This window comes from Bradyrhizobium sp. (genome assembly GCF_030693485.1).
In the GTDB taxonomy this organism is placed as follows: Bacteria; Pseudomonadota; Alphaproteobacteria; order Rhizobiales; family Xanthobacteraceae; genus Bradyrhizobium.
Genome location: NZ_JAUYAN010000077.1, coordinates 1 through 26,077, shown reverse-complemented (window position 1 = coordinate 26,077; position 26,077 = coordinate 1). Strand labels below are relative to the sequence as shown.

30 protein-coding genes are annotated in these 26,077 nt (G+C 63.0%); 18 read left to right on the top strand and 12 right to left on the bottom strand.

The features are described from left to right. Positions 1-491: 491 nt before the first annotated feature. Positions 492-1,616, bottom strand: a complete 1,125-nt coding sequence (locus tag Q8N40_RS05795; protein ID WP_305303965.1) for an IS110 family transposase — start codon at positions 1,614-1,616, stop codon at positions 492-494. Between the two features lie 260 nt (positions 1,617-1,876). Continuing rightward, positions 1,877-3,226 carry a PLP-dependent aminotransferase family protein gene (locus Q8N40_RS05790; RefSeq protein WP_305711131.1) on the bottom strand — a complete coding sequence of 450 codons (1,350 nt, stop codon included), beginning with the start codon at positions 3,224-3,226 and terminating at the stop codon, positions 1,877-1,879. A 184-nt stretch (positions 3,227-3,410) separates the two neighbouring features. On the opposite strand from Q8N40_RS05790, the gene Q8N40_RS05785 reads away from it, so the two are divergent. Further along, positions 3,411-3,647: a DUF1127 domain-containing protein gene (locus tag Q8N40_RS05785; RefSeq protein ID WP_305711130.1), complete on the top strand. Its 237-nt coding sequence runs from the start codon at positions 3,411-3,413 to the stop codon at positions 3,645-3,647. Between the two features lie 59 nt (positions 3,648-3,706). Here the strand turns inward: Q8N40_RS05785 and Q8N40_RS05780 are convergent, their stop codons facing one another. Then, entirely contained in the window at positions 3,707-4,132 is a 426-nt protein-coding gene (locus tag Q8N40_RS05780) for a universal stress protein (RefSeq protein WP_305711129.1), read from the bottom strand. A gap of 51 nt (positions 4,133-4,183) precedes the next feature. After that, positions 4,184-4,726: a histidine phosphatase family protein gene (locus Q8N40_RS05775; protein ID WP_305711128.1), complete on the bottom strand. Its 543-nt coding sequence runs from the start codon at positions 4,724-4,726 to the stop codon at positions 4,184-4,186. Positions 4,727-4,836: 110 nt separating this feature from the next. Here Q8N40_RS05775 and Q8N40_RS05770 point away from each other — a divergent pair, with 110 nt between their 5' ends. From Q8N40_RS05770 to Q8N40_RS05750, 5 genes are all read left to right on the top strand, one after another. Continuing rightward, complete coding sequence (locus tag Q8N40_RS05770; RefSeq protein WP_305711127.1) at positions 4,837-6,285, top strand: FAD-binding oxidoreductase; 1,449 nt, start codon at positions 4,837-4,839, stop codon at positions 6,283-6,285. 135 nt (positions 6,286-6,420) lie between these two features. Next, positions 6,421-6,924, top strand: coding sequence for a peptide-methionine (R)-S-oxide reductase MsrB (gene msrB, locus Q8N40_RS05765; protein WP_305322041.1), 504 nt, complete (start codon positions 6,421-6,423; stop codon positions 6,922-6,924). A 195-nt stretch (positions 6,925-7,119) separates the two neighbouring features. After that, positions 7,120-8,925 (top strand): flagellar hook-basal body complex protein, encoded by a 1,806-nt coding sequence (locus Q8N40_RS05760; protein ID WP_305322042.1) that lies wholly within the window; start codon positions 7,120-7,122, stop codon positions 8,923-8,925. 37 nt (positions 8,926-8,962) lie between these two features. Beyond that, a complete protein-coding gene (gene flgK / locus Q8N40_RS05755; protein ID WP_305711126.1) occupies positions 8,963-10,846 on the top strand; it encodes a flagellar hook-associated protein FlgK in 1,884 nt (627 codons plus the stop codon). Between the two features lie 7 nt (positions 10,847-10,853). Beyond that, positions 10,854-12,737: a flagellar protein gene (locus Q8N40_RS05750; RefSeq protein ID WP_305711125.1), complete on the top strand. Its 1,884-nt coding sequence runs from the start codon at positions 10,854-10,856 to the stop codon at positions 12,735-12,737. A gap of 79 nt (positions 12,738-12,816) precedes the next feature. Here the strand turns inward: Q8N40_RS05750 and flbT are convergent, their stop codons facing one another. After that, positions 12,817-13,254, bottom strand: a complete 438-nt coding sequence (flbT, locus tag Q8N40_RS05745) for a flagellar biosynthesis repressor FlbT (RefSeq protein WP_305322045.1) — start codon at positions 13,252-13,254, stop codon at positions 12,817-12,819. A gap of 373 nt (positions 13,255-13,627) precedes the next feature. Between flbT and Q8N40_RS05740 the strand changes: the two genes are divergently transcribed. The 3 genes from Q8N40_RS05740 to Q8N40_RS05730 all read left to right on the top strand — a co-directional run bounded on the left by Q8N40_RS05740 (position 13,628) and on the right by Q8N40_RS05730 (position 15,768). Further along, a complete protein-coding gene (locus Q8N40_RS05740; RefSeq protein ID WP_305711124.1) occupies positions 13,628-14,815 on the top strand; it encodes a flagellin in 1,188 nt (395 codons plus the stop codon). A gap of 201 nt (positions 14,816-15,016) precedes the next feature. After that, complete coding sequence (flaF, locus tag Q8N40_RS05735) at positions 15,017-15,382, top strand: flagellar biosynthesis regulator FlaF (RefSeq protein ID WP_305320972.1); 366 nt, start codon at positions 15,017-15,019, stop codon at positions 15,380-15,382. A gap of 17 nt (positions 15,383-15,399) precedes the next feature. After that, positions 15,400-15,768 (top strand): hypothetical protein, encoded by a 369-nt coding sequence (locus Q8N40_RS05730; RefSeq protein ID WP_305320971.1) that lies wholly within the window; start codon positions 15,400-15,402, stop codon positions 15,766-15,768. A gap of 41 nt (positions 15,769-15,809) precedes the next feature. Here Q8N40_RS05730 and Q8N40_RS05725 read toward each other — a convergent pair whose 3' ends face one another. From Q8N40_RS05725 to Q8N40_RS05710, 4 genes are all read right to left on the bottom strand, one after another. Continuing rightward, positions 15,810-16,169 carry a hypothetical protein gene (locus tag Q8N40_RS05725; RefSeq protein ID WP_371135625.1) on the bottom strand — a complete coding sequence of 120 codons (360 nt, stop codon included), beginning with the start codon at positions 16,167-16,169 and terminating at the stop codon, positions 15,810-15,812. Positions 16,170-16,327: 158 nt separating this feature from the next. Next, a complete protein-coding gene (locus tag Q8N40_RS05720; protein ID WP_305711122.1) occupies positions 16,328-16,819 on the bottom strand; it encodes a hypothetical protein in 492 nt (163 codons plus the stop codon). A gap of 15 nt (positions 16,820-16,834) precedes the next feature. Further along, positions 16,835-17,137 (bottom strand): flagellar assembly peptidoglycan hydrolase FlgJ, encoded by a 303-nt coding sequence (gene flgJ, locus Q8N40_RS05715; protein WP_370870897.1) that lies wholly within the window; start codon positions 17,135-17,137, stop codon positions 16,835-16,837. 59 nt (positions 17,138-17,196) lie between these two features. Then, the gene (locus tag Q8N40_RS05710) at positions 17,197-18,321 is read right to left on the bottom strand and encodes a flagellar basal body P-ring protein FlgI (RefSeq protein WP_305711121.1); all 1,125 of its coding nucleotides are present in this window, start codon (positions 18,319-18,321) and stop codon (positions 17,197-17,199) included. A 261-nt stretch (positions 18,322-18,582) separates the two neighbouring features. On the opposite strand from Q8N40_RS05710, the gene Q8N40_RS05705 reads away from it, so the two are divergent. The 3 genes from Q8N40_RS05705 (at position 18,583) to Q8N40_RS05695 (ending at position 20,416) form a co-directional block, all read left to right on the top strand. Then, a complete protein-coding gene (locus tag Q8N40_RS05705) occupies positions 18,583-18,990 on the top strand; it encodes a flagellar assembly protein FliX (RefSeq protein ID WP_305711120.1) in 408 nt (135 codons plus the stop codon). Between the two features lie 220 nt (positions 18,991-19,210). Beyond that, positions 19,211-19,576 (top strand): RNA polymerase-binding protein DksA, encoded by a 366-nt coding sequence (gene dksA, locus Q8N40_RS05700; RefSeq protein ID WP_305318611.1) that lies wholly within the window; start codon positions 19,211-19,213, stop codon positions 19,574-19,576. A gap of 54 nt (positions 19,577-19,630) precedes the next feature. Continuing rightward, a complete protein-coding gene (locus tag Q8N40_RS05695) occupies positions 19,631-20,416 on the top strand; it encodes a 2-keto-4-pentenoate hydratase (protein ID WP_305711119.1) in 786 nt (261 codons plus the stop codon). Positions 20,417-20,469: 53 nt separating this feature from the next. Here Q8N40_RS05695 and Q8N40_RS05690 read toward each other — a convergent pair whose 3' ends face one another. Beyond that, the gene (locus Q8N40_RS05690; protein WP_305711118.1) at positions 20,470-21,081 is read right to left on the bottom strand and encodes a cell envelope biogenesis protein TolA; all 612 of its coding nucleotides are present in this window, start codon (positions 21,079-21,081) and stop codon (positions 20,470-20,472) included. Between the two features lie 109 nt (positions 21,082-21,190). Here Q8N40_RS05690 and Q8N40_RS05685 point away from each other — a divergent pair, with 109 nt between their 5' ends. Next, positions 21,191-21,382, top strand: coding sequence for a hypothetical protein (locus Q8N40_RS05685; RefSeq protein ID WP_305711117.1), 192 nt, complete (start codon positions 21,191-21,193; stop codon positions 21,380-21,382). A 71-nt stretch (positions 21,383-21,453) separates the two neighbouring features. On the opposite strand, the gene Q8N40_RS05680 is transcribed toward Q8N40_RS05685, so the two are convergent. Next, positions 21,454-21,774 (bottom strand): hypothetical protein, encoded by a 321-nt coding sequence (locus tag Q8N40_RS05680; protein ID WP_305711116.1) that lies wholly within the window; start codon positions 21,772-21,774, stop codon positions 21,454-21,456. Positions 21,775-21,844: 70 nt separating this feature from the next. Beyond that, positions 21,845-22,300 (bottom strand): Hsp20 family protein, encoded by a 456-nt coding sequence (locus tag Q8N40_RS05675; RefSeq protein WP_305711115.1) that lies wholly within the window; start codon positions 22,298-22,300, stop codon positions 21,845-21,847. A 1,008-nt stretch (positions 22,301-23,308) separates the two neighbouring features. On the opposite strand from Q8N40_RS05675, the gene Q8N40_RS26680 reads away from it, so the two are divergent. From Q8N40_RS26680 to Q8N40_RS05650, 5 genes are all read left to right on the top strand, one after another. Continuing rightward, positions 23,309-23,548: a hypothetical protein gene (locus Q8N40_RS26680; protein WP_371135624.1), complete on the top strand. Its 240-nt coding sequence runs from the start codon at positions 23,309-23,311 to the stop codon at positions 23,546-23,548. A gap of 86 nt (positions 23,549-23,634) precedes the next feature. Next, entirely contained in the window at positions 23,635-24,141 is a 507-nt protein-coding gene (locus Q8N40_RS05665) for a hypothetical protein (protein ID WP_305711113.1), read from the top strand. 190 nt (positions 24,142-24,331) lie between these two features. Continuing rightward, positions 24,332-24,838 (top strand): ferritin-like domain-containing protein, encoded by a 507-nt coding sequence (locus Q8N40_RS05660; RefSeq protein ID WP_305320287.1) that lies wholly within the window; start codon positions 24,332-24,334, stop codon positions 24,836-24,838. A 307-nt stretch (positions 24,839-25,145) separates the two neighbouring features. Further along, positions 25,146-25,463: a hypothetical protein gene (locus Q8N40_RS05655; protein ID WP_305320291.1), complete on the top strand. Its 318-nt coding sequence runs from the start codon at positions 25,146-25,148 to the stop codon at positions 25,461-25,463. Positions 25,464-25,473: 10 nt separating this feature from the next. Then, positions 25,474-26,077, top strand: a 604-nt coding sequence (locus tag Q8N40_RS05650) for a hypothetical protein (RefSeq protein WP_305711112.1), incomplete at its 3' end; no start/stop codon positions are given.

The following is a 26,077-nucleotide window of genomic DNA, read 5'->3' as shown; positions in this document are numbered from 1 at the left end:
CATTCGCCCGGCGACTGGAAGCTGGTGCGGTTCGAAAAGCTGATCGCCGTCGCGCCGAAGGAAATTCCCTGCGCCAGCTGGCGGCTGGCGGCGCAACAGGTGGTGCTGCAAGCTGCGGTTTGAAACTCTCTTCCTCATCCTCTTATGTCCCATGTCAAGAGTAGAGGCATGAGGAAGGGTTTTCTCCAGGAATTGCGGAGAAGAATGAGAGGGGATGATCGTGCAAGGGTGGAAGCAGAACCCAGAGACGTCGGTCAACAAGCTCTTATTCGCGGGTTCACGCATGTCCGTAGGTTCGTCTGGGGCTGTCCCGGTCTGAGGTCGGACGTCAATCTAGCGATCGGTCACACAGGATGATCGGGAATTCCCCTTGCCGCGGCTCTGCTCCCGCCATTGCACGAGATTTATCACTTCGCCGGACCACTGCCCCGGCGCACGGGCTCCCTAATTAGTGCTCGGCCCTGTCTGCCTGGCTCCCCTTGCCAAGCCTCTTAAGCCGCAACAGGTGGGGTGGTGACTGCGCGAGCGACGGCCCAGATGAAGCCGGCGAGCTCGCGGGCGATCGCGACGATGGCGACGGTCTTGAGCTTGCCGTTCCTGATCAGCGTACGGTAGCGGCGGTACAGCCGGCACTGCGCCTTCCAGGCAATCTCGCGAACCGCTGGCGGCGCCGCATCGACCTTCGGTTGCTTGGCTTGTCCGACCCGCGGCGGATGCTGATAGCTCCACGAGCACTCCACCAGCATGCGCCGGGCCCGTCGGTTACCGGCTTTGGTGATCGGTCCGCGCTTGACGGTATCGCCGGTTGAATTCTCCGAAGGCACGAGGCCGAGATAGGCCATCAACTCGGTCGGGGTTCGGAACCGCGAGAGATCGCCGATCTCGGCCAGCAGCGTTGTGGCCGAGATCAGATCGATGCCTCGCATGGCCATCAATGCGGTGACCACCGGGGCAAGTGACCATTCCGGAACCATCGCGGAGATGGCCTGCTCCAGGCGAACGAGGCGTTCCTGCGCCTGACGGATAGCCAGCATCATCTCCTCCAGCACAAGGCGCTGTTGCGGATGCTCGAGCTTCTGGCTCGCGATCCAGCTCATATGCGCCTTGGTCCCGGTCTTCCTGCGCTCCGGATAAGGCCTTCCCAGCCGCAGCAGAAAGGCCGAGACATGCTGGCGCTTCGTGCGCAAATCCAGCATCGCCGTCTCGCGCGCCCGCGTCAGATCGCGCATCGCCTCGTGACCTCCGTCCGGCACCCAGACCGGGGTGAGTTCGTCCGCACGCAGCAGCTTGGCCAGGCTGAGCGCGTCACGCCGGTTGGTCTTCACCTTGTCGCCTGGCCGCTTTGGAATCAGCGAGGGCGCCACCACCACGCATTCGAAGCCAAGATCCCTGATCTGCCGGTGCAGCCCGTAGCCGGTCGGCCCGGCCTCGTAGCAGAACGTCAGCCGCTCGTACCTGGCGGAAAGCTTCCGAACCAGCTTCGTCGTGGCAGCCGGCGTGTTCTCGATCTCCCCAAAGAACCGAACTTCACCGCCTCGGCCAGCCTCTGCAATCGCAACCGCATTGCGCAACTTAGACGTATCGAAACCCACGAAGGCTTCGCTATAATCACCCATGACTCGCCCTCCTTGCGTGAGGCTCTGCCCGGCCTATCCGGGTAACCCTCGCACTCGCATCGAGGGTGAGTCGCCTCCGTTCCGCAAAGGGACATACGGTCTGAGGAGCCGCGCGCACTTTCGCGCGGCGTCTCGAAGGATGGGCTGCAGGCCATGTGCCCGATGGTTCGAGACGCGCGCAGGTCAGCGCGGGCGCTGCCCGGCGCGCTCCTCACCATGAGGGAGCGGGGCAGGGCGGAGCACAACACGGCAGGGCAGCCTCATTCCGTCGAATCAAAATCCTCTTCCTTCGCGTTCAGCATCCCCGCCAGCGTGCGCAGCGCGCCTTCGAGCTGGTCGATCGGCGGGGCGGCGAGCGCCAGCCGTACCGCGTTCGGGGCGTGGCCGGGGCTGGCGGCGAAGGTGGTCGAGGGCGTCAGCGCGATATCGCGCCTTGCTGCGGCGGCGACGAAGGTCTGCGAGCGCCAGTGCGGCGGCAAGGTCAGCCACAGATGGTAGGATTTGGGGTTGCTCTGGATTTCGAGGCCGGCGAGGCAGGCCATGGCGATGCTCTGGCGCGCCTGCGCATCGATCCGTTTCAGCCGCGCCAGTTCGGCGACGGTGCCGTCGGCCATCAGCTGCTGCGCGGCGGCGAAGGCAAATCCCGCCGCGGTCCAGCCGCCCGAGCGCACCGACGCCATGACGTTTTCGCGCAGCCGCAGCGGCGCCACGACGAAGCCGAGCGAAAGCCCCGGCGCCACCTTCTTGGACAGGCTGTCGAGCACCACGCATCGGTCCGGCGCCAGCGCCGCCAGCGGCGGTTCGTCGTCGAGAAAGGAATAGACGGCGTCCTCGATGATGACGAGATCGAGCTTTTCGACCACGCGCAACAGATCGGCGCGGCGCGCGGCGGGCATGGTGATGCCCAACGGATTTTGAATCACCGGCTGAACGTAGATCGCCGACAGATGCGCTTCGCGATGGGCCTTTTGCACGGCGTCGGGCCGTACGCCATGTTCATCCATCGCCAGCGGCACCAGCGTGACGCCGAGCCGGGCGGCGATGCCCTTGATGAACGGATAAGTCAGCGCCTCGACGCCGCAGCGGCCGCCGGCCGGCACCAATGCGGCGAGCGCGGCGGCGATGCATTGCCGGCCGTTGGCGGTGAACACCATCTGTTCGGGTTTCGGCGACCAGTCGCTGTTTTGCCGGGTGAGATAATCCGCGGCGACTTTTCTCAGGCCTTGCGTCCCGGTGCTGGTCGCCTGCCGCAACGCGATGTCGAGCGCCTCCGGCCGGTTCAGTCCCTCCAGGCTCTTGCTGATCAGCGCCGATTGCGCCGGCAGCATCGGATAATTGAATTCCAGATCGATTTTTGCCCCGCGCGGCTCGGTCGTCGCGGCGGCGCCGCGGCGCGCCTCGCCCGAGATGAAGGTGCCGCGTCCGACTTCGCCGACCACCAGGCCCCGGTGCAACAGCTCGGTATAGACCCGGCTCGCCGTCGAGGTCGCGATCTTGCGCTGATAGGCAAAGGTACGCTGCGGCGGCAGGCGGTCACCGGGCTTGAGGGCGCCGCTTTCGATCTCGGCGGCGACGGCGTCGGCCAGCCTGGCGTATTCGAACTTCGACATTATTGCACCGAGAGCAATGTTTTACTTGCACCGATACAATTACAGGATCATTTAAGCCCCATCAAGCCCGAGATTGCACCGAGGAGAGCGAGAGCAATCCGACGTCGCCGAGCCGCCGCCGCTGCCAGTCAGCGCTGCGCCAGCGGCATCGCCTTGGCGGGTAAAGGCCGATTGGAGAAGCAGGATGAACACGTTAGCCCAGAGTGCAGCGCAAGCCTCGATCCCGCAATGGTCGGGCGGATTGGTGCGCTGGATCGGTGCCGGGGCGCTCGCCGCGGCGGCCTATTGGGAGCGGCGGACCGCGATCAAGGCGCTCCTGGAACGCGACGACCGCGAATTGCGCGACATCGGCCTGGTGCGCAGCCAGATCGAGGCGGCGGTCGGCGGCGCCTTCAATCCGCACCGGGCAAACATGCGGTAATTCCAGGCAATTCCTACTGTACATGGGGTTGTTTTGGCGATTTTCGCGGAAGCCGGCGCTCAGTGCCGCACCACCAGCACCGAGCATTTGGCGTAGCGCACGACATGGCCGGCATTGGAGCCGAGAAAATAGGTGCGCATCGCCGGCCGGTGCGATGTCATCACGATCAGGTCGGCCTTGATCGCCGCGGCCTCCTCGAGGATCTCGTGATAGATGCCGCCCTGCCGCACCACGCTCGAGATCCGAGAGGCCTCGATACCGGATTCCCGCGCCACGATCTGGAGCGCCTCCCCGGAAGTTTCGCGCTGCTGGGCGTCGAAATCGGCCGGCACATATTCCGCCAGCATCACCGGCGTCATCGGCAGCACGTTGAGCAGCCGCACGTTGCCGCTCCAGGTCTTCGACAGCGTCGCCGCCGTCGCGATCGCGCCCTTGGCGAGGTCGGTGTCGGCGAGATCGATCGGCACGAGAATGGATTTGAACATCTGCGCCTCCGTGGTCGCGATCAGCCTAGCACATAAAAACCGGCATCCGCCTCAGTCGCCTGACGTCTGCTTCAACAACCTCGGGCTGACGAATTTCGCCAGCCGGCCGCGGCGGAATGCCACGTCGCTCCAGTCGTCGATCTCGAAATCGAAGATCGCCAGCCCCGAGGTCGGCAGATTGTCGCCGAGCTCCTTGCGCCCGGCGGCGTCGCCGCTGCCGGCCAGCATCAGCGCCAGTTCATGCATGCCGGGATTGTGCCCGACCAGCATCAGGACCTTGGGGTCGGTTGCCACCGCGGCATGGACGGCTTCCAGCAGTTGCGCCGGATCGGCGCCATAGAGGTCCGGCGGAAACTCGACCTGCGGCGGCGGCACGATATCCTGCATGGCCTCCCAGGCGATTTCCCAGGTCTGGTTGGCCCGGACCGCCGACGAAACCAGCACGGCCTCGGGAAAAGGCGGATGCCGGCCGATCCAGCCGCCGATCTCGGCGGCGTCGAGCCGGCCGCGGTTGTCCAGCCGGCGGTCCTGATCGCGGCCAGACGGCGCATCGTTCTCGGTCTTGGCGTGACGCAGCAGCAGCAAACGACGCATGGCGCAATCTCGATTCGTTTCAGGCCTTCCGGATCAATCTACAAGCTCATGCCCAGAACAAGGTGACAAGACAAGGTGACAAGCGCCCGATCGGTCCCTAAGAAAACGATATGGACGAGACTTTCACAAGCGCGACCAACGGAACGGATGCCGCCGGGGCGCCGGCGCGCGCGCGGCTTTCGTTCGACCTGGATGTCGATATCTGCGTGGTCGGTGCGGGACTGGCCGGACTCACGGTAGCGCTGGAGGCGGCACGGCTCGGCGCCAGCGTCGCGGTGCTCGAGGGCCGGCATGTCGGCTGGAACGCGTCGGGCCATCAACTCGGCACCGTCATGCCGGGCTACGGACTTGCCCTCGGCGAGTTGATCGCGCGCATCGGTCTGGAAGATGCCCGCGAGCTCTGGTCGCTGTCGAAGGAGGGCGCGGAATTTGTCCGGGCCAACGCCACCGAAGCGCAGATACCGGGGATTGCGCTCAGCGAGGGGGTGCTGGAAGTCTCCAACGTCGAGGCCGGCGATACCCTGATCAGCCGGCTGCAATTGCTCGGCGAGGATTTCGATACCGAAGTCGAGGGCTGGCAGGTCGACCGCGTGCGCGCCGAGCTGAAGACCAATCACTATTTCCACGGCGTCTATTACCCGAAAGCATTTCAGGTCGATGGCCGCAAATATCTCCATGGCCTCGCCGCGCTGGCGCGGCGGGCAGGGGCGCGGATTTTCGAGGACACCCCGGTCGTCAGCATCGATCCCTCGGGCATTCGCAAGCGCATCGTGACGCCGTCGGCGCGGTTGCGCGCCTCGCATATCGTGCTCGCCGGCAACGTCCATCTCGGCGCGCCGCTGCGGCGGCTGTCGGAAACGCTGCTGCCGGTCTGGCGCTACGCCGCGGTGACCGAACCGCTCGGCGAGCGGCTGGCCGAGGCCATGACGTTTCAGGGATCGGTGAGCGACAGCGACGGCATCGACCATTTCCGGATCGTCGAGGGCGATCGATTGATGTGGGCCAGTCCGGAAACCACCTGGGCGGCGCGGCCCGAGCGTTTCGCGCCCGCGATTGCCCGCCGGATCCAAACCATCTTTCCGCAACTCGGCAAGGTCGGGATCGCCGAGACCTGGGTCGGCGTGGTCGGCGAGACCGTGCACGGCATGCCGCAGATCGGCCAGTTGCGCAAAGGCCTGTGGGTCACCAGCGGCTTCGGCCGCCACGGCCTGAACACGAGCGCGATGGCCGGACAGCTGATCGCGCGCAGCATCCTGTGGGGCGATGAACGCTGGCGGCTGTTTTCGCCGTTCGAGCTGGTCTGGGCCGGCGGCACGACCGGCCGGGTCGCCGGGCACGTCATCGGCTTGTGGGGGCGGGGCAGTTCGGCCGCCGCCGGTGCGCTGGCCCGCTACCGGGAAAAAGCGCGGGTGCAGGAGCGGATTCGCGAGGCGCGGCTCGCCGAGGCCAATCGGCAGGCTGGCACACGCGCACAGCCGCCGCGCCGGCCGCCGCCCGGCCGTCCGCGTCCCTCGCCACCGGCCGCGGCAAGTCCGGGCGAAGGCGAGGCGGCTTCCTGATCCCGCCGCGCCGGGGCGAGGGCCGGCTTCTCGCAACAAAGTGAGAATTTTCGCTCCGGATCCATGTAACTTTGGTGGCAGCCCCCCGTATCTCACAGCGACCACGTCCTGGTTCGCTTCGCACGGAGACCCCTCATGTTTGACCGCCGTATCCTGCTCGCATCCGTGGCCGGTCTGTTCGGCCTCGCCACCTTCCGCTGGCTGCGATCCAGCCCGGCCAGTGCCGCGGAGAAGAAATTCGAGGTCGAAAAGACCGATGCGGAATGGCGCGCGCAGCTGACGCCGCAGCAATACGAGATCCTGCGCAAGCACGGCACCGAACGGCCGGGCTCGAGCCCGCTCCTGAAGGAAAAGCGCAAGGGCATCTTCGCCTGCGCCGGCTGCGACCTGCCGCTGTTCTCCTCGGAGACGAAATACGAAAGCGGCACCGGCTGGCCGAGCTTCTACCAACCGCTGGAAAATGCCCTCGGCAGGACCGAAGACCGTTCCCTCGGGATGCTGCGGATCGAAGTGCATTGCCGTCGCTGCGGCGGACATCTCGGTCATGTTTTCGACGACGGACCGAAGCCGACCGGCCTGCGCTACTGCATCGACGGCTTTGGCATGGTGTTCCGTCCGGCGGCGACATCGGCGAGTTGATCCGCCGGGCCCCGGCCCGGCAATTGTTGCCCGCCCCGGCAATTGTGCCCCGGTCCCTGGACCGGGGCTATTTGTTTAAATATCTGATTTCGCTTGTTTTTATAGTTTGGCACGGTGCTTGCGACACTCTCCTTCGATTGCGGCCATGGGTTTGCAGACCGGCGGGCCGCCCGGATCGAATTTGGAGAGAATGTTATGGGTATCTTCGGTGCTTTAACGACCGCGGTCGGCGGCCTGCGCGCACAGTCGTACGCACTCGAGAACATCTCGGGCAACATCGCCAACTCGCAGACCACGGCTTTCAAGCGCATCGACACCAGCTTTCTCGATCTCATTCCATCGACCGGGCTGACCAGTCAGCTCGCCGGCAGCGTCACCACCGCTTCGCGCAGCACCAACACGGTGCAGGGCGACGTGCAGTCGGCTTCGGTCGCCACCTACATGGCGATCAACGGCAACGGGTTCTTCGCGGTTCAAAAGCCGGGAACGTTTACCGACGGCCAGCCGGTGTTCGACGGCGTCGATCGCTATACCCGCCGCGGTGATTTTCAGCTGGACAAGAGCGGCTACCTGGTCAACGGCGCGGGTTATTATCTTCAGGGCGTTCCGGTCGATCCGACCACGGGCAACCTGACCGGCAGTTCGCCGCAGGTTCTGAAGTTCCAGAACGATTTCTTGCCGGCGCAGGAAACCACCAAGATCGAATATCGCGCCAACCTCGCCAGCTATCCGCTGACGACCGCGCATGACAAATCGATCCAGGGATCGGAATTGCTGGCGCCGGGTTCGTTCACTTCGGGTTATAACCCCCTGGTGCTGGGAACGCCGGCCGCGCCCTATGTCGATGCGACCACGGGCGGCACCGTGCAGAACAACAAGAACACGCCCTCAGTGGCGAACACCGGCGCGACCTTGCTGTCGGGTGCGACCCCCAGCGATTCGCTCGCGGCCAATTTCGGCGTCGGTGACACCGTCACGATCAACGGCACCGTGGTTACCTTTGTCGCGGCGGGCGCCGTGGGCAACCAGCTCAACATCACCGACGACATCGATGACTTGCTTGCGAAGATCGACTCGATCACCGGAACGGCGATACCGTCCACCATTTCCGGCGGCGCCATCACGCTGCATTCCGGCACTACCTCGGATCTTTCGGTCACCAGTTCGAACTCCAGCGCATTTTCCGCACTCGGTTTTACCGGCACCGCGACCGCACTCCGAACCGGCGGCGGCACTGTTGGAACCGGCCAGGTGATCGGTCAGGACAATTCGACATTCCTCAATCAGACCGTCGCCGGCGGCGCGGTGACCACCTACGACGTGTCCGGCGCGCCGGTTAATCTGCAATTTCGCTGGGGCAAGATCGACTCCGTATCTCTCGGTGTCGGTCACACCGACACCTGGAACATGTTTTATCAGGTCAACCCCAATGCAACCGGCGTCAACGTCGCCTGGCAGAACGTCGGCACCAACTTCACGTTTTCGCCAAGCGGCCAGATGACCCCCGCGATCGCTTCGATCACGCTGACCAACGCCACGGTCAACGGCCTGTCTATCGGAAGCCCGGTGGTGGTATTCGGCAGCGGTGGCATGACGCAGTTCGCCGACGCGAATGGCAACGTGCAGGTCAATCAGATCCAGCAGGACGGCTTTCCGGCCGGCCAACTGCAGTCGGTCGGCGTGTCTACCAACGGCCGCATCGTAGGCAACTACTCGAACGGCCGAAATCTCGATCTCGCCGAAATCACGCTGGCCAGTTTCAACGGCACCAACTTCCTCAAGCGCGCCGACGGCGGCGCCTTCGAGGCGACCGACGGCTCCGGCCAGGCGCTCTACGGCAAGGGCGGAACCATCGTCGGTTCGTCGCTCGAGGGGGCGAACACCGACATCGCCGACGAATTTACCAAGCTGATCGTCACCCAGCAGGCCTATTCCGCCAACACCAAGGTCATCACCACGTCCAACACCATGATGCAGGATCTCCTGAACGTGCTGCGGTAGTCGCGGTCCGCGATCAATCCAAATTGGGTAGTATGTCATGAGTCTGGGTCAAGCCCTTGCCACTGCGATGTCGGGCCTGCGTGTAACGCAGGCGTCGCTCGCGCTGGTGTCGTCGAACGTGGCCAACGCGGAATCGCCGGGCTATGTCCGCAAGACCCTCAACCAGATCACCGGCGTCACCGGCGACTTCGGCTCGAGCGTCCGCATCAACGGCGTCAACCGCGAACTCGACCAGTACCTGCAGACCCAGATTCGCACCGAAACCTCCGGCGCGTCCTATGCCGACGTCCGGGCAACCTATCTGGCAAATCTGCAATCGGTGTATGGCAATCCGGATTCGGCCGGCACCATCGAGGACGCGTTCAACAAGCTCACCACGGCGGTGCAGGGACTGTCGACCAGCCCGGACTCGGCGTCGGCGCGAATCGGCGTCGTCAATGCCGCGCAGGCGCTGGCGCAGCAGCTCAATGCCACGACCCAGGGTATCCAGAACCTGCGCGCCAATGCTGAAACCGGAATCAACGATTCCATCAACGTCGCAAACAACGCGCTGAAGCAGATCGCGCTTATCAACAATCAGTTGCAGAACAACGGCCGGACCGATGCCGCGACGGCGTCGCTGCTCGATCAGCGCGACCAGTACATCGATCAGATGTCGCAGCTGATGGACATTCGCGTCGTCACCAACAACCTCAACCAGGTGACGCTGTTTACCAATTCGGGCGTGCAGATGGTGGGAACCGAGGCGGCGAGGCTGTCTTTCAATCCACAGGGCACGGTCACGCCGAACACGCTGTACGATCCGGATCCGGCGAAGAACAATCTCGGCACGATCACCATCGATTTTCCGCATGGCGGCAGCTACGACATGGTCGCCACCGACGCGATCCGCTCGGGCAAGCTCGCCGCCTATCTCGAACTGCGCGACAACAGTCTGGTAAAGGCGCAGGCGCAGATCGATCAGTTCGCGGCGGCGATGTCGAGCGCGCTGTCGGATCAGACCACGGCGGGTGTCGCGGCGCCGGCCAGCGCATTGCCGCAGGCCGGCTTCGATCTTGATCTGGCGGGATTGCAGACCGGCAACGTCGCGCATATCACCTACAAGAACAACATCACCGGCATTACGCACAACCTTTCGATTGTGCGGGTCGACGATCCCAGCATATTGCCGCTGAGCAATAACACGACGCTCGATCCGAACGACGAAGTTCTCGGCATCGATTTCTCCGGCGGCATGGCCTCCGTCGTCGCCCAGCTCAACGCAGCGCTCGGCGCCAGTGCCGACCTGCAATTCTCCAATCCATCGGGATCGACGCTGCGCGTGCTCGATGACGGTGCACCGAACCGGTCGGATGTCACCGCGGCTTCGGTCACCAAGACGGTGTCGTCCCTTACCAGCGGCAGCGCCCACCTTTCGTTGTTCACCGATGGTGGCGTGTCCTTTACCGGCGCATTGACCGCCAGCGGGTCGCAGCAAACCGGTCTCGCCGGCCGCATCAATGTCAACGGCGCGCTGCTCGGCGATCCCTCCCGCACCATTGTCTATTCAACCAATCCGCTCACCGCCGCGGGCGATACCACGCGCTCCGATTTCATCCTGAAGCAGCTGATGACCGGCAGCTACCGGTATTCGCCGGAGACCGGCATCGGCACCACCGGGACGCCGTTCACCGGCACGCTGCTGAATTTCACCAGACAGGTGATCAGCATGCAAGGCGAAGCCGCGAGTTCCGCGGCGCTGCTGGCGGACGGCCAGGAAGTCGTTCTCAACACCCTGCAGAACAAGATGAACGCAACCTCGGGCGTCAACATCGACGACGAGATGGCGCACCTGTTGGCGCTGCAGAATTCCTATTCGGCGAATGCACGCGTGATGGCCACGGTCAAGGACATGTACGAAGTGCTGATCGCGGCAATGTGAGGCTTTCATGTCAATCGTCGGCGTAAGCGGCAAGACATCCTATATCGGCGCGCAGATCCTCAGTCTCAGAAGTCAGCTCGACGATCTGCAGACCCAGCTCGCCACCGGCAAGGTCTCGACGACCTATGCGGGACAGGGCCCCGACCGGGCGTTTGCGCTCGGCCTGCGCGCGCAGATCGCCAACATCAACGCCTATGCCAACAGCGCCACCAACGTCCAGACCCGCATCAACGTCGCGAACCTGTCGTTGGAGGGACTGTCGAATGTCGGCAGCTCGGTCAAGAGCGCGTCGACTTCCTCGACCATCGTGCTCAACAACAACGGTCAGACATCCGGCCAGATCACGGCGCAGGCCGCGTTCGCCAATGCCATTTCCATGCTCAACACCCAGTCCGGCGACCGCTATCTGTTTTCGGGACGTGCCACCGACAGGCCCGCGACGGTGCCTGCCAACGACATGCTCTACGGCATCGGGACCCAGGCCGGCCTGACCCAGATGATCGACGAGCGCAGGCAGGCCGATCAGGGACCTGGCGCAACCCCGATGGGACGTCTCGCCGTCACGTCGCCGCCGCTGACGACGACCGTTACCAGCGTCGCCGAAGACGGTTCGGCGTTCGGCTTCAAGCTTGCATCGGTGAGTTCGACGCTGACCGGCGCGACCATCGCGCAGCCGGCCGGCGCGCCGCCGGCGACGACGGTCGATCTCGGGGCCGTCAATCCGAACAACGGCGAGAAGATCAAGTTCAATTTCAAGCTTCCCGACGGCACCACCGAATCGATCGAACTGACGGCCCTGACGACCCCGACCGTGCCGCCGGCGGCGGGCACTTTCCAGATCGGCGTCGATACCGATGCCACCACGGTGAACTTGCAGGCCGCACTGACCGCGTCGATACAGAAGCTGGCCGACACTTCGCTGGTCGCGGCGTCCGCGATCCAGGCGTCGGATGATTTCTTCAATTCGTCGGCAACGATCTCGGGCGGCGCGGTCAACAACAAGGATACGGTCCCGGCGCCGATCACCGGCGCAACGCTGTTGTCCGGCGCCGCGGCGACGGATTCGCTGGCCACCGATTTCGCCGCCGGCGACACCATCACCGTCAACGGCACGCCGATCACTTTCGTGGCCTCCGGTGCGACCGGAAACCAGCTCAACGTCACCGACAGCGTTCAGGCGTTGATGCAGAAGATCGATTCGATCACCGGCACCACCAGTCCTTCGACGATCAACGGCGGAGTGATCACGCTGCATGGCGGCAACGCCGCCAACCTGACGGTCACGAGCTCGAACGCCGCCGCGTTCGCGGCGCTTGGCTTCGGCGCCACGGTGACCGCGAGCCCGGCGCCGCTGCGGGTCGGCGGCCCGCCGTACAATACGGCGACGACCCTGGTGGCGGGGACGGCCGCCAACACCGTGATCTGGTACACCGGCGAAGCCGGTTCCGATTCGGCGCGGGGCACGGCGGTGGCGCGCGTCGACCAATCGATCACGGTTCAGTACGGCGCGCGCGCCGACGAGCAGGCCTTCCGGCATCTACTGAAGAACGTCGCGGCGTATGCGGCGGTCACCACCGATGCCGCCAATCCAAACGCCAGCGGCCAGAGCATCGCGCTCAGCCAACGCATCGGAGCCAATCTCGCGCCGCAGACCGGCTATCAATCGCTGCAGGATATCCAGGCGGAGTTCGCCGGCGCACAGCATGCCGTCAAGTCGACGACCGACCGGCAGACCCAGCTCAAGGGGATGGCGCAGGCCATGCTCGACTCGATCGAGGGCATATCGGTTGAAGAGGTCGCGACCAAGATTCTGGCGCTGCAGACCTCCTTGCAGGCTTCGTATCAAACCACCGCGACGCTCTACCAGACCAGCCTGCTGAATTATCTCTGATCGGCGTTCATCGCTGCCAAAACGCGAAAGGCCTCCTTGTCGGAGGCCTTTTTTCCTTGCGTACTGGAGCTTCGCGGAGTTACGCCGATTTGCGCTCGGTCTCGGTCGCGGTCTCGGAGGCCTGGAGGTCTCGCGCGTCCTGGATCAGCCTTTCTTCATGGCCGATCAGTTTTTTCGATTCTTTCAGTGCGTGATACAGATCGCCGTTCAGAATGTGATTGTTGATCCCTTCGATGAAGGGCCAGGCGCTCGGCATGGCGCTCAGAATGTCACGCACCAGCGTGAAATAGGTCGGATGATGCGCCATCGGATCGGTCGAGAGATACATCAGCTGCACGGCGAGATAGACCAGCTTGGCCGGCGTGTCCGCCGTTTCGGGCGTCAGGATGTCCTTCTCGCGCAGGATCGGAATCCTGTCGCCGTCGATCAGCAGCCGGGCACGCTGGTCGGTGTTGGTGACCACGCAGGCGCCGATGATGATCCGCTCGTTCGGCTTGAGCTCAACCTTTAAAGCCATTCACGTTCTCCGTTGCCGCCTCTCGCGCAGGCATTCGTTACCGCGAATTTCAAGTGAGTGTCGGCCTTGATTTGTGCCAGGGGCGCGCCGGTCGTGTTTTGACCGCTCTGGCCGCAATCCTTTCCGATTATGGTTAACCATTGGTAAACGGAAATTTTCGCCGTTTTTGCCCGGCGGTCAGGATGTGCCGTCGTATCAGTACTATTGCGGATCAAGACGCCGGAAACTCAGCCGTTTCGTGCTGCCATTGTCGCGATTTTTGCCGCCGACGATTCATTTTTTCTTAGAAGCTTGGTTTCAATGTGAGCCGTCGCCCGATCAAAAAAGATCGGAGCACGCTCGCACTCTCGTTTCACACCAGAAAGGTATGAACATGTCCGGCATTGTTCTTTCGTCCTCGGTTCGCCAGAACCTCCTCTCCCTGCAGTCGACCGCCGAGTTGCTCGCCACCACGCAAAGTCGCCTTGCCACCGGCAAGAAGGTCAACACCGCCCTCGACAACCCGACCAACTTCTTCACCGCAGCCTCGCTCGACAACCGTGCCAACGACATCAACAACCTGCTCGACGGCATCGGCAACGGGGTGCAGGTGTTGCAGGCCGCCAACACCGGCATTACCTCGCTGCAGAAGCTGGTGGATACCGCCAAGTCGATTGCGCAGCAGGTGCTCCAGGCGCCCGTGGGCTATTCCACCAAGAACAGCGTTACCAGCGGCGCTAACGCCGGCGGCACAGCAGCCAACCTGCTCGGCGCCACGCTTGCTACGGGCGATGTCCTGACCATCGCAGCGACCGGCGGCGGCACGGCATCCAGCATCACGTTCGGTGCCGGCGCCAGCCAAGTTGACACGCTGACCGAGCTCAACGCAGCCTTGGCGGCCAACAACCTGCAGGCATCGGTGAACGATACCACCGGTGCGATCACGATCACCACAACCAACGATGCGGCGTCCGCCGACGTCGGCGCGCTCGGCGGTACCGCGACTGGCGCCGGCAAGGCGTTCCTCGCCGGGTCGGTGACGACTGTTGCCAAGGTTGCAGATGCTACCTCGCAGACGACGCGCGCCAATTTAGTGGCTCAGTACAACAACATCATCGCGCAGATCACCACCACGGCGCAGGACGCTTCCTTCAACGGCACCAACCTGCTGAACGGCGACAATCTCAAGCTGACTTTCAACGAGACCGGAAAATCCACGCTCAACATCAGCGGCGTGACGTTCAACGCGACGGGTCTCGGCCTTGCATCGTTGGTCGGCGGTACGGACTTTCTGGACAACGGTTCGGCGAACAATGTAATCACCTCGCTCGGCTCCGCCAGCAGCGCGCTACGTTCGCAAGCGTCGGGTTTGGGTTCCAACCTGTCGATCGTGCAGATCCGTCAGGACTTCTCCAAGAACCTGATCAACGTGCTGCAGACCGGCTCGTCCAACCTGACGCTGGCCGACACCAACCAGGAAGCGGCCAACAGCCAGGCGCTGTCCACCCGCCAGTCGATCGCGGTGTCCGCGCTGGCGCTGGCCAACCAGTCGCAGCAGAGCGTGCTGCAGCTGCTGCGCTAAGTCCGGCGCCGAGCACGAAAATCAAGGCGGCGGGGGCAACCCCGCCGCTTTTTCGTTGGCCGGATGCCGGCTGGTCTTTTGCCCGGTTCCAAACGCATTTGGTAACATTCGATAACCATATTTAAAGACGCGGTCTGTATGAAAGTTGAGCAGTCACAAAGCCCCCTGCGGTCCTGCGAACCGCTTCCTTCGAGGTCATGAATGTCCAATGCAGCCCAGGCGTATGCGCGTACCTCCCAGACCACATCCTCTCCCCGCGAAATCGAGGCGCAAGCGCTGCTGAAGGCCGCTCGGCAACTTCGTGACGTGCAGGACAACTGGACCGGTCCCGACAAGAACCTGCACGAAGCGCTGCTGTTCAATCGCCGGCTGTGGTCGATTTTCATGAGCGCGGCGACCAACCAGGAGAACCCGCAGCCTGCGGAAGTCAGGCAGAAGATCGCCAATATCGGCGTGTTCGTGATGAACCAGACCGTAGAAATGCAGCTGAACCCGGATCCGGCCAAGCTGAAGTCGCTGATCGACATCAACTGCAACCTCGCGGCAGGTCTGTCAGGCCGCGGCTGATGGGAACGGAGCGGTAAATGGCTGACGTTTTCGCCATCCTGTCGGCCAACTACAAGGCCGTGGGAACGACCGTTCCGTCGAAGACGCCCTATGTCCCGGTCGATGCCAATCTCTTCCAGGGCGACTGGACCGGGAAATACGCCGACAACAAGACGTTCAAGATCTCGGTCTCGAACGTCACCGGCTTTCGCGCCAAGGTCCAGTACCAGAGCGCCGGCACCAACAAATATGCCGACGTCCTGATCAAGGACAATGCGTTCCGGATCGGCGATACCAAATTCAAGCTGACCAAGATCGGGACGGCGGAAATCAAGAACGTCATCATCGATCCATCGAGCGGCGCAACGCTGCTCGATACCGCCTACGCCAAACAGTCGACCCGCTAGAGCGGGCCGCTTTGGCTCAAACCTTCTCAAGCCTCTTTAACTCAAATCTTGCGGTCGGTGGCGAGCATCCGGGTCGGCGCGTCCTTGCTCATGTCGAGGCTGTTGAAATAGGCACGGCGGCGCAGAATGGCCTCTTCGGGGAATTGCCGGACCACGAGGCTCGTTTTCTCGTCGACCACCTGATAGACGATCGACGCCGCAGCGCGATCAATCACCACCTGATGCGATACCGTAGGGGTCATGAAGCCGGAATCGGGGCGCACATGCACGCTGGCGTCCACGACCGTGACGCTTTTCGGCGATGGCAGTACGGTCGCGACCGCGTGGTTGGCCGCTTCGCTTACGGGCGGAGCGACCGGAGTGGCAACCGGTGCCCCCACCGGTTTGATGTTGAAATCCATACTCATGGCAGCCTCCTGGCTTGCTTCGAGTCAAATCCCAACCCCTCGTCAGACGCAACTATGCCTGACACCTCTCAACACTGAGTTAGAGAACGCGATGAATGCCGCGCTGAAATCAACGCGGCAATTTGATGAAAATAGTCTGCAGTTCGGGCCTCTCAGAGCGAACGGCTGACCGCCAGCGGCGTGAGGTTGACCCGACCCGGCTGCGCGCGCTGTCCGGCCGCGGTGTAGGTGTTGGGGATATTGCGGCGCTGGATCTCGGTGTTGACGCCGCGCACGATGCCTTCCGACACCGCGTGCGCGGTAGCCAGCACCGTGAGGTTGACCTGCAGCATGGCGCGGAAGGTATCGTGATGGCGATGCAGCGAGGTCAGGAGTTCGGGTGCGTTCTGCTTCAAATATTTCTGGCTGGCCTTGAGCTGCGCGACCGCGCCGACGTAGCGGCGCGACAGCTCCGATTTGTGCGTCTCCAGCATCATCGCCTCGCGCACCTTGCCGGCACGCACCAGTTCGGTTTCGCGCTCGATGACGCCGAGCAGCGTATTCATCGATTCCATCAGGTACTCGGCGAGCTTGCGGGCCTCGGCGGGTGTCGAGGCGGCCGGAATCGGCGCGGGTGCCTGCGGCCGTGGAGCTTGCTGGTTCATGGTCGGATCCCCTGATTAGCCGGCGCGGTTGGCTTGCTGCAGAATCAGCGTGCGATAGACGTCGGTGGAAATGCCGATGCCGCCGGCCTTGGCGAAGTTTTTCGAATATTGGTCGGTCAGCATCGAGCGCCAGACGCCGGTGCTCTGGGTGTCGCCGAACGGGCCGTCGCCCTTGATGCCGCTGGTCATCTGCGAGAACATCGAATTCAGGAACATCGCCTCGAAGTCCTGCGACGAGGCCCTGGCCTTGGCTTGCGCCTGCGGCGATACCCTGGTCAGGGCTTCGGCGAGCTGATAGTCGGGGCGACCGTTGCGCATCGCCGGCACGGCGCTGGCGGCCGTGCCGGCGATGATCGAATTGATTGCGCTGCCTGCCATCACATCACCTCGATGTCGGCCTGGATCGCGCCGGCGGCCTTGATGGCCTGCAGGATGCTGATCAGGTCGCGCGGGCCGATGCCGAGGCCGTTGAGGCCGTCGACCAGCTGCTGCAGCGACACGCCGTCCTTGACCAGCGCGAATTTCTTGCCGTCCTCGGTGACCTTGACGCTGGAGTTCGGCGTCACCACGGTCCGCCCGCGCGCCAGCGGATTGGGCTGGCTGACCTGCGGGCTTTCGGAAATCGAAACGGTGAGGTTGCCCTGCGCCACCGCGACGGTGGCGACGCGAACGTCGCGGCCCATCACGATGATCCCCGAACGTTCGTCAATCACGATCTTGGCCGCGAGATCCGGCTCGACCTGCAACTGCTCGATTTCGGTCAGGAAGGCGACGACGTTGCCCTTGAATTCCGCCGGGATGCTCATCTGCACGGTGGAAGGGTCGATCGGCTCGGCGGTCTTGGCGCCGAGGAAGTCGTTGACCGCGGCGGCAATGCGCTTGGCGGTGGTGAAATCGGCATTGCGCAATGCGAGGCGCACATTGGGCAGGCGGTTCAGCGCGAATTCAATCTCGCGCTCGATGATGGCGCCGTTGGCGATGCGCCCGACGGTGGGCACGCCGCGGACCACGCTGGCGGCGGCGCCTTCGGCGGCAAAACCGGCCACCGCGACCGAGCCCTGCGCCACCGCATAGACGTTGCCGTCGGCGCCGAGCAGGGGAGTGACGAGCAGGGTGCCGCCCTGCAGATTCTTGGAATCGCCGAGCGCGGAGACGGTGACGTCCATCCTGGTGCCCTGGGTGCCGAACGCCGGCAGGTTGCCGGTTACCATGACGGCGGCGACGTTGCCGGTGCGGATGGTGGCGCCGCGGATGTTGACGCCCATGCGCTCGAGCATCGCCTGCAGCGACTGCTTGGTGAAGGGGATGTTGTTCAGGGTGTCGCCGGTGCCGTTGAGGCCGACGACGAGGCCGTAGCCGATCAGCTGGTTCTGGCGCACGCCCTCGATATTGGCGAGATCCTTGATCCGGGAGGTCGCGCCGGCTGACATCGACGACAGCGCCAGCGCCAGCAGCGCGGCGCAGGCCATCTGAAATACTCTTGCCGAATGGACGCTTGGCATCCTCTGCTCCCCGCGAGGTTCTCTCATCGGATCCGCCCATCACTCCCATGACGGGGATCCGGCAAACCCTATGCGAGCCCTGTGCCACTCCTTTTTGATGGGGTAAATTATTGAATTAACTTGATAAATCCTTGAAGCGGGGCCGTGCCGGCCGACCGCGCCGGTGGCGAAACTGCCGCTTCCCGGCAAATTCTGCCGGGCGATTCACATTTCGTTAACCACGGCGAGGCAATGCTGCCGACTGCACCGCGAGATCAAATCATGCGCATCTACGGACCGAACGGCACCACTATCGGGACGACGGGCGTCGTCAAGCGAACAGCGTCGACCGGTTTTTCGCTACCGGATGCAGCCACGGCCGCCGAAACCCGCTCCGCCGGACCGCCCAAGGCGGCCGGCAACATCGATGCGCTGCTGGCGCTGCAGGGCATCGAGGACCCCACCGAGCGCCGAAAACGTTCGGTGCAGCGCGGTAGAGGTGCGCTCGACGTGCTGGATGACCTCAAACTCGGGCTGTTGTCAGGCAATTTCGACGCTTCCACGGTCAACCGGCTGCGCGCCGCCGCCGCCAACCTGAAATCCTCCTCCGGCGATCCCGGGCTCGACGCTGTCTTGTCCGAGATCGAGCTTCGGGTCGAAGTCGAACTGGCCAAAGCCGGGCAGTTCTGACCGGGCGAACAGTTTTTCACAGGTTCCTGCGCCAAACCCTGCTGAAACCCTTGTGAAACCGTTGGGCCGGCAGGCTTTCCCGGCTCGAGCGATATTGTCTGTCACAACACGCCGCTATATAAGGCGCGCGCGGACGGACCGTTTCCGCCCGCCTTGCACGTGAAGTGGGCTGGCCTTGGAAAAGTTGAAGAACTATCGACCGACCGAAAAAGAGCCTTTCATGAACGACCGCCAGCGCGAATATTTTCGCGGCAAGCTGCTGGCATGGAAGGACGAGATCCTGCGGGAATCCCGCGTCACGCTGCAGACGCTGCAGGAAGAAAACGTCAACCACCCCGACCTCGCCGACCGGGCCTCGTCGGAAACCGACCGCGCCATCGAACTGCGCGCCCGCGACCGCCAGCGCAAGCTGATCTCGAAAATCGATTCCGCGCTGCAGCGCATCGAAGACAACACCTACGGCTATTGCGAGGAGACCGGCGAGCCGATCTCGCTGAAGCGGCTCGAAGCCCGCCCCATCGCGACACTGTCGGTGGAAGCCCAGGAACGTCACGAAAAACGCGAGAAAGTCTATCGCGACGAGTAGATTGTGGCCGCCGCGTGCGGTCATTTTGTTGAGTCGAACTGAAAGCCGCCGCCGATGGACAACATTCTTGCGGCCGCCAAGGTCATCGCCGCTGCCCGCCGCGGCCGCACGGCGCTGAATTCGCTCGACGCCGAACTCGCGCCGCGGGACGAGACCGAAGGCTATCGGATTCAGCGCGCCGTGCACGATCTGCTGCTGCCGCAGTTCGGCCCCATGGTCGGCTACAAGATCGGCTGCACCAGCGCGGTGATGCAGCAATATCTCGGCATTCCCCATCCCTGCGGCGGCGGTGTCTTTGCAAAAGGCGTCCACGACAGCGGCACCCAGCTCGCGGCTGCCGATTTCGTTCGCGTCGGCGTCGAATGCGAGATCGCCGTCAAACTCGGGCGCGACATGCCGCCGTCGGAGGCGCCGTTCACGGCGGAGTGGGTGGCCGAGGCGATCGAGGCCTATTACCCCGCGATCGAGATCGTCGACGACCGCTACGTCAAATGGGAGACCATGGGCGCGCCGACCCTGGTGGCGGATGATTTCTTCGCCGCCGGCTGCGTGCTCGGCGGGGCGGTGTCGCGGAACAGCGCGCCCGATCTGCTCGCGGTGACCGGCCGCGCCGTCATCAACGGCAAGCAGGTAGGGCAGGGCACCGGCGCCGATGTGCTCGGCCACCCCCACAACGCGCTGGCCTGGCTCGCCAACCATCTCGCGTCAGAAGGAAAAGGCCTGCACGCCGGTCAGATCGTTCTGACCGGGAGTCTGGTCAAGACGATTTGGCTCAACGCCGGCGACAAGGTGGTGATGGAACTGTCGGGGCTGGGGAATGCGAGCGTGACCTTCGCGTGACGGGTCGCCGTAGACTCCAATCTGTCAACGCATTTGCGATGCGAAGCGAAGCATCAGTCTCGCGCGCGGCGCAGGGCGGTCTCCAGTTTTGCCTTCTGCCTGTTCCAGCGGTCGTCTTCGGCCTGCGCGCGTCGTTTGAGAGCGGCCCGCTCCGACGCAATCTCGCTCGCCCGCTGTGCATGCGCCCGTTGGGCTTCTTCAATAGCCGCCTGGGCTTTCGCGACAGCCTGCTCCCGGCGCTCACGCTGTTTCGACCTGCCGGCTTCTTCCTTGCGCTGTTGGCTTTCGCGTTGCTTCTGCTCCCGCTCATAGGCCAATGAGGCCTCGCGGGCGGCTTGATCGTCGATCTTGCGGGCAGAGCGTTTGCCCGGCTTTGCAGCAGGCCTCTTTGGCCTCACTTTGACCTTTTCACCGGAGGGGTCAGAGGGCAGCCCGGCATTCTCCCTGAAAGCACCATCCGATCCGACGGGCCGTCTGAGAATGACCCCGGGTTTCGCGAGGGTGGCGGCGATCACGTCGGGATCGCCAGCCTCGCTCGCAAAACCCTGATGAAACAGATTGCTCTTCGAACCCCATGCTTCCAGCGCGGCTTTCATCGACGGTGCCGCGATGGCCATGTCGAAGAAACCGATCGACGTTTGGTAGGTCTTGAGTTTTCTCGCCATGAGGCTGTCTAGCAGGTTTCATCCCGCGTATTCCATCACGGCGGCCCTGGGTGAGGCGGGAGACCCATGTCGATCGGGAACGATCCGGAGCCGATCGCATTGAATCTTCATGAGCAAAGAAAAAGTACCGCCCCATCAGGAAGACCCGCGCGAGACGCCCGTGGACGATCCCGGCGAGAAAACCGATTGGCCTACCACGAAGCAGACCGACGAGCCCTGGAAGGGAAATCCGGAGAAGGAACAGCGCAACGACGGCGCCACGATTGATCTGGAAAAATGGCAGGAAACCAACACGCACTGAAGGTGCGGGGTTATCGCGGTCGTCTTGAAAGAGTTCCGCGATAACCATCCCGCAAGCTTCCGGCGCCCGACTTAGGCGGCGAGACACCGTTCGGCAGAATGCAGGCGAAATGGTTTGCCACCGGGCGGCCGAGGCCCGCCATCGAGTTCGCAAAGCGCTTCCAGAATTTCATCGATGGTCACGGGCTTCTTCAGACCCTGCGGCGCGCGAAGCGACGGGCAAGAAGTGATCGCGCTGGCATCGGACGCCCAGGATGCGAGAATGGCTCGCTTCTCGGACAGGCTCAGCGACGGATGGGACACAACGTCCCTGGGATGATCGAACCGCGTGCCCGGATGCAGCAACGGGTTGATGTCGAACACATTGTCATCGAAAGCGGTCGTCGGCCGCATGGTCTCCTCCATTCATAGACGAGGGTGGAATGCCGCGCGCCGTGCGCGCGCGGCATCGTCAAGGCACCTGTCAGGCCGCCATGGCTTCAATCTGCTGGACGTTGCCGGCCGGCGTGCCGCTGATGGCGATGCGCCGCGGCTTCATGGCTTCGGGAATCTCCCGCACCAGTTCGATCCTCAGCAGGCCATTGTCGAATATCGCGCCCTTGACCTGGACGTGGTCGGCAAGGCTGTACTGACGCTTGAAGCTCCGGGTCGAAATACCCCGGTACAGGAATTCACGTTCGACCTTGTCGGGCTTGTGGCCCTCGATAGTGACCACGTTCTGTTCCGCCGTCACCGAGATCTCCTCCGGCTGGAAGCCCGCGACCGCCAGCGAAATCTGGTAGCGGTCGTCGGCGAGCCGTTCGATGTTGTAGGGCGGATAATTGTCTTCGCCGGCCCGCTGGGCCGCCTCGGCGAGGTCGAACAGGCGGTCGAAGCCGATGGTCGAACGCCACAGGGGCGAGAAGTCGTAGGTGCGCATAGCCAAATCCTCCAATGAGCAAGTTGGTTACGAGCGGCACCGGACACGTTCCGGTGCCCGTCTCAGCCCGGGCCCCAAGGGCGCCCGGACGCCACCTCATGGTGGCGACAATAAAATTAGCAAAGCGCGATTTGGTTTCAAGGGGGGGGCGGAAATTTTTTTCGAATGGATTTAGCGGTTACCCGGATGCAAAAGAAGCTGCGGCGCCATCGGTACTGCATTCACCGGGAACGGGTTAGATGTAAGCGCGTACCGATGCGTTGATGTCGCGGGCAGAAACCGGAAAAATTGCACCGCGTCCATCGTTCCCCATTGTGTCCGGTTGTCACCCGGCGAATGCAAGCAACAACGCCGTCGCCGCGTTTCGGTTTCAATGGATCACGGTTGATCCGCATTCGTGCGCATTGGGGCACTGCGCATGAGGCATTTCAACAGGATTGCGCTCAATCAAGAACCTGATGGCCCGCGCTGGTAATGACCGGAACGTCGTCGCTCAACTCCACCAAACCCAGGTCAATCAGCTGGCCCAGATGGTCGGGGTCGACGGGGAGCAACTGTGTCCGCTTCGCCTTGATGTCTCGGAGTGTCCAAACGAGGTCAATGGACCTGAGAGGGTCTATCCCGGGTATTGCGCCCATACTCATTCTGCATTGATCCTGTTTCCGAATGAAACTCACCCCGCGTGGGGACGCGCGGGAAACGAACACGTACTGACTTCGCTCGTCAGCGATCGGAGGTTGGGAAGAACATTTTGTCGGACCTTGCTGGCGTTACCGGCCGGGTCGCAACACGACCTTGATGACGCCGTCTTCCGTATCGCAGAACTTCCTGTGCATCTCCGGCGCATCTTCCAGGCTGGCCGGATGAGTGACGACAAAGCTCGGGTCGATCTCGCCCGCTTCTATCCGCTTGAGGAGCGGCGCGGTATAGGCCGCGCCGAGCGGAATCTTGTCGCCCGTGCCGACATAGTCCCCGGGGATCGAAATCGTGCCAGCCTTGCGGCAGCATATGATCGCCTCGGTCGACCACCGCGGCAGCCGGGCCCTGGCCGGATGCCTCGCAGCCGAATGCGTCGATGCAGCTGTCCGGGCTGCGTTTGCCGTCGCTCTCCATGGTCGCCTGATAACCGTCCAGGAGATGGAGGTCCGCCGCAGATCGCGCAGCCGTGATCTTGATATTGGTATCGCGCGGATGCTGGATTTTGGGATCGGTGTCTACCCGGACGTCGCCTTTTCCGTGCCAGCATAACGCGCGCATGCCTTGCTCCTCCAAAGGTCAGCGCTAACCTCGGAGATAAAAAACTGTTCCCGTTCTGCTATGGAATTTAACGTGGCTTGCCCGTCGGTTTCGCGGAAAGCTTTCGTGATGAAACGGACTTCAAGTCGCGCCGAGCCAGTTCGGTCGTAAAAATCGGAGATTTCTATCCGGGGCTGACCTTCTGGGCGAGGGGACTCGATGCCCATTTCAGCGCATCGGTCTCGATGGGGTCGACCTTATCGCATTTCAGGCACCGAAGCGCAGTGCGGCCCTTCGCATCGGTCATCGCCATCAATCGTCTGGAGCATTTCAGACATCGCCCTTCGTCCATCGTGGCCTCCCGTTTCCCGGATAACAATCTGGATCGCATGCGGGTTCCAGCATTCAACATGCGCTTTCCCAAATATTCCTATGTGCGCCATGGGGCTCTGGAACAGACTGGCTTTCCCGGCGTTTCTCATCGGTCCTCCCGAGGACAAAACTATTGGGCCTGTCGCATTCCCCCTTGCGGCGGGCCCTTCTTTTGGCTGCTGGCGGGCCGTTCGCTCACGCGAGATTCTGATTCACCGGCTTCCGGAGATTGAACCTTCGCATCGTACACCGCAGTCTCGGTCAGTTCGCGCAAATGTTCCTGGGTCGGGGAGTCGACTCAAAACACCGCGCGCACGACAGAAGAAATTGCAGGAATGATTTCTTCTCGGCAGACCAGCGCTGTGGTGGAACAAGATACAACCCGGCCGGTTCTACGGAGGCAATTTCAAACCGGAGGGCAAAATGGCCAAAGAAAAACTGCTGAACGACCTGTTTCTCGACACCCTGAAGGATATCTATTTCGCGGAGAAAAAAATCCTGTCCGCGCTGCCGAAGATGGCGAAGGCGGCGCAGTCTCCCAAGCTCAAGGCAGCCTTCGAGAAGCACATGGGCGAAACCGAGGGCCAGGTCGAGCGGCTCGAACAGGTGTTCGCTTCGATCGATGAGTCGCCGAAGGGCAAGACCTGCGACGCCATCCTGGGCATCCTCGACGAGGGCAAGGAAATCATGGACGAGTACAAGGGCACCGCAGCCCTCGATGCCGGCCTGCTCGCCGCCGCACAGGCGGTCGAGCACTATGAAATTTCCCGCTACGGCACGCTGAAGACCTGGGCGAACGAACTCGGCTACAAGGACGCGGTGAAGCTGCTGGATGCGACGCTGAAGGAAGAGAAGACCACCGACAGCACACTCAGCCAGATCGCTGAATCGGAAGTCAACCGGCATGCCGAAACGGCGCAAGCCGCGTAAAAGGGGCGGATGTACCCCCTTTGCGGAAAAGGCCCCGGTTCTGCCGGGGCCTTTTTTTTTTGAGAGGACCGGAACCGAACGTCCAGCGTCCAGGCGGATGATCTTCCTTTCAAGTAGCAATTCCCATTCATCTCGAAAGAAGTTTCAAGAAGTCGAGTACATCTCGAAAAATGCGTTCGCTTGTTTTCAATTGCTCAAGCACGTCCGATCCTGACCTGCGGCATGCTTCGCGCGACATGACGCGACACGTTGAGGGAACGGAGTTGCCGCGGCTTCGTTGAAGCGCACCAACCAACTGGAGAACGAAATGAAACGACCATTGTTTTTGATTGTAGCGACCGCGTTGCTCTTCACCGGATCGGCAGGCGCGCAGCAGCCGGCCAAGGACGGACCGAACAACAACGCCGTCAACAGCCCCGGACAGAACAACTCCAATGCACCGGTGGCCGGACGCAACAGCTTCACCGAAGGCCAGGCCAAATCCAAGATCGAAGAGGCCGGCTATACCAACGTCACCGCCTTGAAGAAGGACGACAACGGCGTTTGGCGCGGCAAGGCCACCAAGGGCAGCGCCTCATCGGACGTGAGCGTCGATTTCCAGGGCAACGTAAACCCGACCAAATAAGGACCTTGCAATGACCGTTACCATCTCTCGACTCTACGATACCTATTCCGACGCCGAGAAAGCCGTCCGCGGCCTGGAAGCCGCAGGCGTTCCGCACTCCGACATCAGCATCGTCGCGAACAATTCGGATAGCTGGTGGAACAGCGACAAGAAGATCGACCGCGACCGCGACGGCCTCGACGATCGCGCGGAAGGCGCCGGGACGGGCGCCGGCATCGGTGCCGGCATCGGCGGCGCCGCCGGACTGCTCGCCGGCCTCGGCTTGCTGGCAATTCCGGGGCTTGGTCCGGTCGTAGCCGCCGGATGGCTGGCTTCGACCGCGCTCGGCGCTGCTGCCGGCGCCGCAACAGGCGGCGTTGTCGGCGCGTTGACCGAGGCGGGTGTGTCGAAAGAGGATGCTCCCTGGTACGCCGAAGGCGTGCGTCGTGGCGGCACGCTGGTCACGTCGCGCGTTGCGGAGACGGACCGCGCCCGGTTCGACGCGGTGCTGAACCAGTCCGCCGTCAACCTTCGGGACAGGAGCGCAGCCTGGCAGAAGTCCGACTGGAAATCGTTCGATCCGGCCAGCAAGCCCTACGGTGCCGATGAGGTCCGCAAGGAGCGTCAGCTCTACG